The sequence below is a fragment of the Photobacterium kishitanii genome, from assembly GCF_003026355.1.
Taxonomy (GTDB): domain Bacteria; phylum Pseudomonadota; class Gammaproteobacteria; order Enterobacterales; family Vibrionaceae; genus Photobacterium; species Photobacterium kishitanii.
The window spans coordinates 1-6,171 of record NZ_PYON01000038.1 but is presented as its reverse complement, the minus strand read 5'-3'; the positions used below and the strand labels follow the sequence as shown (position 1 = coordinate 6,171).

Annotated in this window: 6 protein-coding genes and 5 tRNA genes; 9 read left to right on the top strand and 2 right to left on the bottom strand. The window is 40.5% G+C overall.

The window, feature by feature from the left end:
- Window positions 1–42 precede the first annotated feature (42 nt).
- A tRNA-Asp gene (locus C0W29_RS21340) sits at window positions 43–119 on the top strand.
- A 437-nt stretch (window positions 120–556) separates the two neighbouring features.
- Here the strand turns inward: C0W29_RS21340 and pssA are convergent.
- Both pssA and C0W29_RS21330 read right to left on the bottom strand, forming a co-directional pair.
- Entirely contained in the window at window positions 557–1,906 is a 1,350-nt protein-coding gene (gene pssA, locus C0W29_RS21335; protein WP_045044194.1) for a CDP-diacylglycerol--serine O-phosphatidyltransferase, read from the bottom strand.
- Window positions 1,907–2,028: 122 nt separating this feature from the next.
- A complete protein-coding gene (locus C0W29_RS21330; RefSeq protein WP_045044195.1) occupies window positions 2,029–2,460 on the bottom strand; it encodes a GNAT family N-acetyltransferase in 432 nt (143 codons plus the stop codon).
- A 74-nt stretch (window positions 2,461–2,534) separates the two neighbouring features.
- Here C0W29_RS21330 and murB point away from each other — a divergent pair, with 74 nt between their 5' ends.
- From murB to C0W29_RS21290, 8 genes are all read left to right on the top strand, one after another.
- On the top strand, window positions 2,535–3,575 hold the full coding sequence (gene murB, locus C0W29_RS21325) for a UDP-N-acetylmuramate dehydrogenase (RefSeq protein ID WP_045044196.1): 1,041 nt from the start codon (window positions 2,535–2,537) through the stop codon (window positions 3,573–3,575).
- Complete coding sequence (birA, locus tag C0W29_RS21320) at window positions 3,575–4,537, top strand: bifunctional biotin--[acetyl-CoA-carboxylase] ligase/biotin operon repressor BirA (RefSeq protein ID WP_036788973.1); 963 nt, start codon at window positions 3,575–3,577, stop codon at window positions 4,535–4,537. The genes murB and birA overlap by 1 nt, the downstream gene beginning before the upstream one ends.
- Window positions 4,537–5,268, top strand: coding sequence for a type III pantothenate kinase (locus tag C0W29_RS21315; RefSeq protein WP_036788971.1), 732 nt, complete (start codon window positions 4,537–4,539; stop codon window positions 5,266–5,268). The genes birA and C0W29_RS21315 overlap by 1 nt, the downstream gene beginning before the upstream one ends.
- A gap of 96 nt (window positions 5,269–5,364) precedes the next feature.
- A tRNA-Thr gene (locus C0W29_RS21310) sits at window positions 5,365–5,440 on the top strand.
- 14 nt (window positions 5,441–5,454) lie between these two features.
- Window positions 5,455–5,539, top strand: a tRNA-Tyr gene (locus tag C0W29_RS21305).
- 41 nt (window positions 5,540–5,580) lie between these two features.
- Window positions 5,581–5,655: transfer RNA gene (locus tag C0W29_RS21300), tRNA-Gly, on the top strand.
- Between the two features lie 12 nt (window positions 5,656–5,667).
- A tRNA-Thr gene (locus C0W29_RS21295) sits at window positions 5,668–5,743 on the top strand.
- Window positions 5,744–5,843: 100 nt separating this feature from the next.
- Window positions 5,844–6,171: GTP-binding protein (locus tag C0W29_RS21290; protein ID WP_235869059.1), on the top strand; the 328-nt coding region annotated here is incomplete at its 3' end.

The window sequence follows — 6,171 nt, the reverse complement described above, 5'->3', positions numbered from 1 at the left end:
ATCGCCAGGCTTCAAATTGCTTAAATGCTGAATAGACACTGCGGAGTGGTAGTTCAGTTGGTTAGAATACCGGCCTGTCACGCCGGGGGTCGCGGGTTCGAGTCCCGTCCACTCCGCCATTATTAAAAAAACCTGAATCTAACGATTCAGGTTTTTTTTCATCTGTAGAAAATGATAATTATAATGTGGTAGTTCAGTCGGTTAACTTTCTATTGAGAAGCTTCGTTGCTTACCATGCTGAAATGCGCGCTGATGTACTGTATGGCATAAGAAACCTGAGTCTAACGATTCAGGTTTTTTTTCGTCTGTAGGAAAGGGTAGCTATAGCGTAGTTGTTCATTTGATTAACTTTTTGGAGAGCTAGTGTTATATCACGAAGAGGGGGTTGATGTCGGTATGTCTATTTTGTCATTATTAAAGAGATCTATAATTAAGTATGCCACTGTTTAAATAGATGTAATAGCTCTGAATTTGATAGTAGGTATTGGTCGGGGAATGGTTAAGAAGTAGAGATATTGCGCAGCAAATTATGTAATTGCTGCGCATTGTAGTGATGTTATAGGATTTGATTAAGGATATGATCGGCCTTTACACGACGGATCCGCTTAATTAACTTCTTCACTTGGGGTGGATAACTGTCAATCTTTTCAATTTGTTTGTAGCTACCAATCAACGTGGTGTGGGTAAGGATACAATCAATTTCTTGTTGAGTTTGAGGAGCTAGAAGTTGGTTCTTATCATGAATTAGAATGGCATTTTCTAAATCAAGTTTCCATGCGCGAGGGTTTAAGTTATTACCTGTAACAAGCATATATTGGCTATCAACCCAGATCCCTTTAAGGTGAAAACTATTGTTATCATGCTTCCAAAGGTGAATCGCTAATTGGCGACTTGCGATTGCGGACTCATTATTTTTAGCAAAATTACGTAGGTTTACTTCGTAAAGATAAGGTAAACCAGCAATAGTTTTAAAAGGCTCTGATGGTGGAATATAAAAGTCATTAGCCGTTTTATCGCCTACAACGATAGTAATTTTAACTCCGCGTTTTAATGCTTTAATAACTTCTTTGCTTACACCACGTGGAAAGTTGAAATAGGGCGTGCAAATTGTTAATTCATGCTGTGAGCTTGCAATTAATGCACAAATTTCTTGATTGAGCTGGTTACGACGTTTACCTAAGCCAATTAATGGCGTTAAGCCTACTTCATCGGCAGCAATCGTTTCTGCAGTATAGTGATAACTTGCTTGTTGTAATTCTGCACGAAGATCTTTAATTGCACTTTTTAAAGATTTTGTATCGGGACGTACCGCTTGATTTAAACAATTAACAGCATCACTTTCGACTAAGGTTTCAGTGATAAATGTTGCCATGCTATTTGCGAGTTTGCTGTTTTTAATAACATGGTAGCGATCGTAACGGTAACGGTCGTGTTGTGCGAGATAAACGTCATTAAGGCTAGCGCCGCTATATATCACCGTATCATCGATAATAAAGCCTTTTAAGTGTAATACACCAAAAACTTCACGATTACGTACAGGCACACCAAGCACTTCTATTGGGTGTTGGTATTTCTCTGCATATTCACGGTATAAAGCCGCATTACCATCAGATTGGGTTGCACCAATGAGGCCACGTTGGGCACGATGCCAATCAACGAAGACTTTAATATCTAGCGCTGGATTACGTTGCTTTGCTTCGTATAGCGCAGTCAATATACCGCGACCAGCCTCGTCATCTTGCAGATAAAGAGCAACGATATAAATGCGTTGCTGTGCCGAATCAATTTCTTGGTATAAACGCTTTCTGAAAGAGCTCGCGTCAAAAAGAGTCTCTAAATTTTCGGGCTTGTGCGCAATACACGGCAGTTGATCTATATACTGCCTGTTAGCAATAGCTGAATCCATTATCGCCTCGTTTACACGATCTATAAGAAGATAAATTTGAGTTAAGGAACGAATTATACCAGAAAAAGTGTCAAGTCAACCTACTTCATTGCTAGATATATGACCACCTCACTAATTTATGATTATGGCTGAGCAATATAGTGCATCGGGATCAGTTTTTTTCCACTATTACAGTAACGCTCAAATCGTTGCTGTAAATCATGTGGTAGTTGTTGAGGCTCTAGAGTAATAAACCCAGCATGCTGATAGAGCGTCTCAAGCTCTTTAAATGCAAAGCAATAACAAGGTTTTTGATTTATCTGAGGTATAGCGTGTTGTAGTAATTGGGTTGCAATTTTCTGACCTCGGTATTCTGGCTTAACTAACATTCCAGTTAATAGTTGTAGCTCACCAATATATTTAAATCGAACACAACAAATAACCCCTTGCTGTGATTCGCCAACCCATAGAACTTCATCACGTTTTGCTTTGCCTGCGGGATAAAAATCTTTATAGAGTTTATTAATGATAGGTAATCGAATTGGATTTAACTGCTGATAGTGAATTTGGCTCATGGGAAAACACTGCGTTGTGGGATTGAATCGGGTAAAATAAATGAATTAGTATAAAGATATGGTCTTAAATTAACATGAAAGTTTTACCTGATCATGGGTTAGCGCCTTATCATACCTTTGGTATTGATGCTGTAGCCGCACAGATTGTTGAAGCTGAAAGTATTGATGATTTTGTTAATATTTGGCACGATTCAAACTTTAATACAATGCCTAAGTTAGTAGTAGGTCAAGGAAGTAATTTACTTTTTTGTGAAGACTATCAAGGTGTGATTATTCTTAACCGGATTAAAGGTATTACGTTAACAGAAACTGACACAAGTTTTTGTTTGCATGTCGGCGGTGGTGAGGATTGGCATCAACTAGTGAGCTGGTGTGTAAAACATAAGATTGGTGGTTTAGAAAATTTAGCCCTAATCCCTGGTTGTGTTGGCTCATCACCCATTCAAAACATTGGTGCTTATGGCATTGAACTCAAAGATGTTTGTCAGTACGTTGATGTACTTGACGTTAACACCAATAACGTTAGCCGCTATGAAGCCGCTGCTTGTGAATTTGGTTATCGGGATTCGATCTTTAAACATCAATTAAAAGATGGTCATATTATTGTCGCTGTTGGTTTTTGTTTACCCAAACTATGGCAGCCTCAGATAGCTTATGCACCTTTAAATCAGTTTGATGTGGCAACGGTGACGATTCAGCAAGTGTTTGATGCAGTATGTACGGTTCGTAAAGCAAAGCTCCCCGATCCTGCAGAAATTGGTAATGCAGGTAGTTTTTTTAAAAATCCTATTATTTCCAAAACATTACGTAATAAGCTACTTGTTGACTATCCGGCAATGCCTAGTTATGGTGTTGATGATAATCAAGTAAAGCTAGCTGCTGGTTGGTTGATCGATCAATGTGGTCTTAAAGGACATCAAATTGGTGGTGCGAAAGTACACCCACAGCAAGCATTAGTATTAACTAATGTAGGAACAGCGACAGCGCAGGATGTTATTTGTCTTGCACAATATGTGGTTGATAGTGTTGTAGCAAAGTTTGGTGTTGTTTTGGAACATGAAGTGCGATTTATGGCTGCGAATGCTGAGACACATTTGAATGAGATATTAGCATAATGAAAGAGCATTCAACGCGTTTAGCCCTTATTCGCTTATTAGCCGATGGTCAGTTTCATTCCGGTGAACAATTGGGATCGGCATTAGGTATGTCACGCGCTGGAGTCGCTAAGCAAATTAAGATTATTCAGCAGTGGGGGCTCGATTTATATAGTGTCCAGGGTAAAGGTTATTGTTTAGCTGCACCGATTGAATTACTTGATAGTAAACGTATTACTGAATTAGTCAGTTGTCCACAGCTAGAATTGATCCCAGTGATTGATTCGACTAATCAACATTTGCTTAATCAGATTGGTCAATTACCAAGTGGTGCAGTCTGCCTGGCTGAATATCAACAAGCTGGCCGCGGGCGACGAGGCCGACAGTGGCAGTCTCCTTTTGGCAGTAATCTCTATTTATCTACCTACTGGCGTTTAGAGGCTGGTGTGGCGGCTGCGATGGGATTAAGTTTGGTGGTTGGTGTAGCTATTGCTGAAACCTTGCAGCAATTTGGTGCGCCAGATATTCGAGTGAAATGGCCCAATGATCTTTATTGTCATGATCAAAAATTAGCTGGTATTTTAGTTGAGATGACCGGAAAAGCTGGCGATGCTGCTCATTTGGTGATTGGAATGGGATTGAATATTGCCATGCCGACAGTTGCTACCGATATGATTGATCAAGCATGGACCAATTTAAGTGCTGCCTGTACGCCGTTACCATCGCGTAACGTGTTAGCGGCGACATTAATTGCTCGTATTCATCAAACTTTAAATGAGTATGAAGAGGTTGGTCTTCGTGGTTTTGTTGAGCGTTGGAATAAAATTGATAACTTTTTAAATCGCCCAGTAAAATTACTCATTGGTGAGCGGGTTGTTGAGGGTATTGCTCGTGGTATTAATGAGCAAGGCGCGTTATTACTTGAAACTGACAATGGTATTACTGCTTATGTTGGTGGTGAAATCAGCCTTAGAGGTTGTTGATGCAATTATTAATTGAAGCGGGTAATACTTACGTTAAGGTTGCCCTATTACAAACAAGTGGTCAGATAGAGTTAATCGGTAAATATCCGAGTAAAAAATTAGAGCTAGTACTTGATCCTATTTTAGAGCAAAGAATTAAGCGGATTGTTTTTGCGAGTGTTGGTCCCGTTGAGGTTGATAATACCATCCAGCGTATTGCACAAGTGGCAAATATTCCTGTATTACAAGTGAAAACAATGCGTAAGGACTTTGGGGTTAAAAATGGTTATAACGAATATCAGTATTTAGGTGTTGATAGGTGGTTAACCTTAGTGGCTATCCATCAAGAGTTTAAGCGTCCGACCGTCATCGTTGATATTGGTACAGCGTTAACATTTGATGTTTTAAGTGGTGATGGAAAGCATCTTGGTGGCTGGATTGCACCAGGCTATCAATTAATGATGAAAGTGGTGTTAGAAAATACTACCAAGGTGTTTTCTGATCATGAACATTGCAATAGTTTGCGGTTAGCTGACAATACTGCTGATGGGCTTAAAAATGGTTGTCGTGCGGCCTTGATTGGCTTGATTGAATATGGTTTAAAAGAGGCGCGTGAAAAGCTAGATGCTGAGCCTGTGGTGGTGTTATGTGGTGGAGGGGTAAGACATCTACCTATTACGGATATTAAAAATTATAATCACCGCTCAGAATTGGTACTTGAAGGGCTTGCTTTGTATGCGAAATGTCGATAATGGATAAATTTACGACAATTGATAAAAAAAGCATAAAAAAAAGCCGTTAAGCTATTGCATCAAAAATCATCATTATCTAGAATGCGCATCAATTAAGCCGACTTAGCTCAGTAGGTAGAGCAACTGACTTGTAATCAGTAGGTCACCAGTTCGACTCCGGTAGTCGGCACCAGTTTCAAGAATTTCGGTGGGGTTCCCGAGTGGCCAAAGGGAGCAGATTGTAAATCTGCCGGCACTGCCTTCGAAGGTTCGAATCCTTCCCCCACCACCATTTTCAAATAGTTAAATAGCGCTACGAGTAAATAAGTTTTTGCGGGCATCGTATAATGGCTATTACCTCAGCCTTCCAAGCTGATGACGCGGGTTCGATTCCCGCTGCCCGCTCCACACTTCTTGTGTGCTGATATAGCTCAGTTGGTAGAGCGCACCCTTGGTAAGGGTGAGGTCGGCAGTTCGAATCTGCCTATTAGCACCACTCTTCAGTCAATATTTATCAATTTGTTATATACTCAACAAACCCATGTTTGGTTGTGTGGTCGTAATGCCACTAAATACCGTGCCCAGAGGGACTATCCATGTCTAAAGAAAAATTCGAACGCGTAAAACCGCACGTTAACGTTGGTACTATCGGCCACGTTGACCACGGTAAAACAACTCTAACTGCTGCTATCTGTACTACACTTGCAAAAGTGTACGGTGGTGTTGCTAAAGACTTCGCATCTATCGATAACGCTCCAGAAGAGCGCGAGCGTGGTATCACAATCTCAACTTCTCATGTTGAGTACGATACTCCTACTCGTCACTACGCACACGTAGACTGTCCTGGACACGCCGATTATGTTAAAAACATGATCACTGGTGCTGCTCAAATGGATGGTGGTATCCTAGTTGTTGCTGCAACTG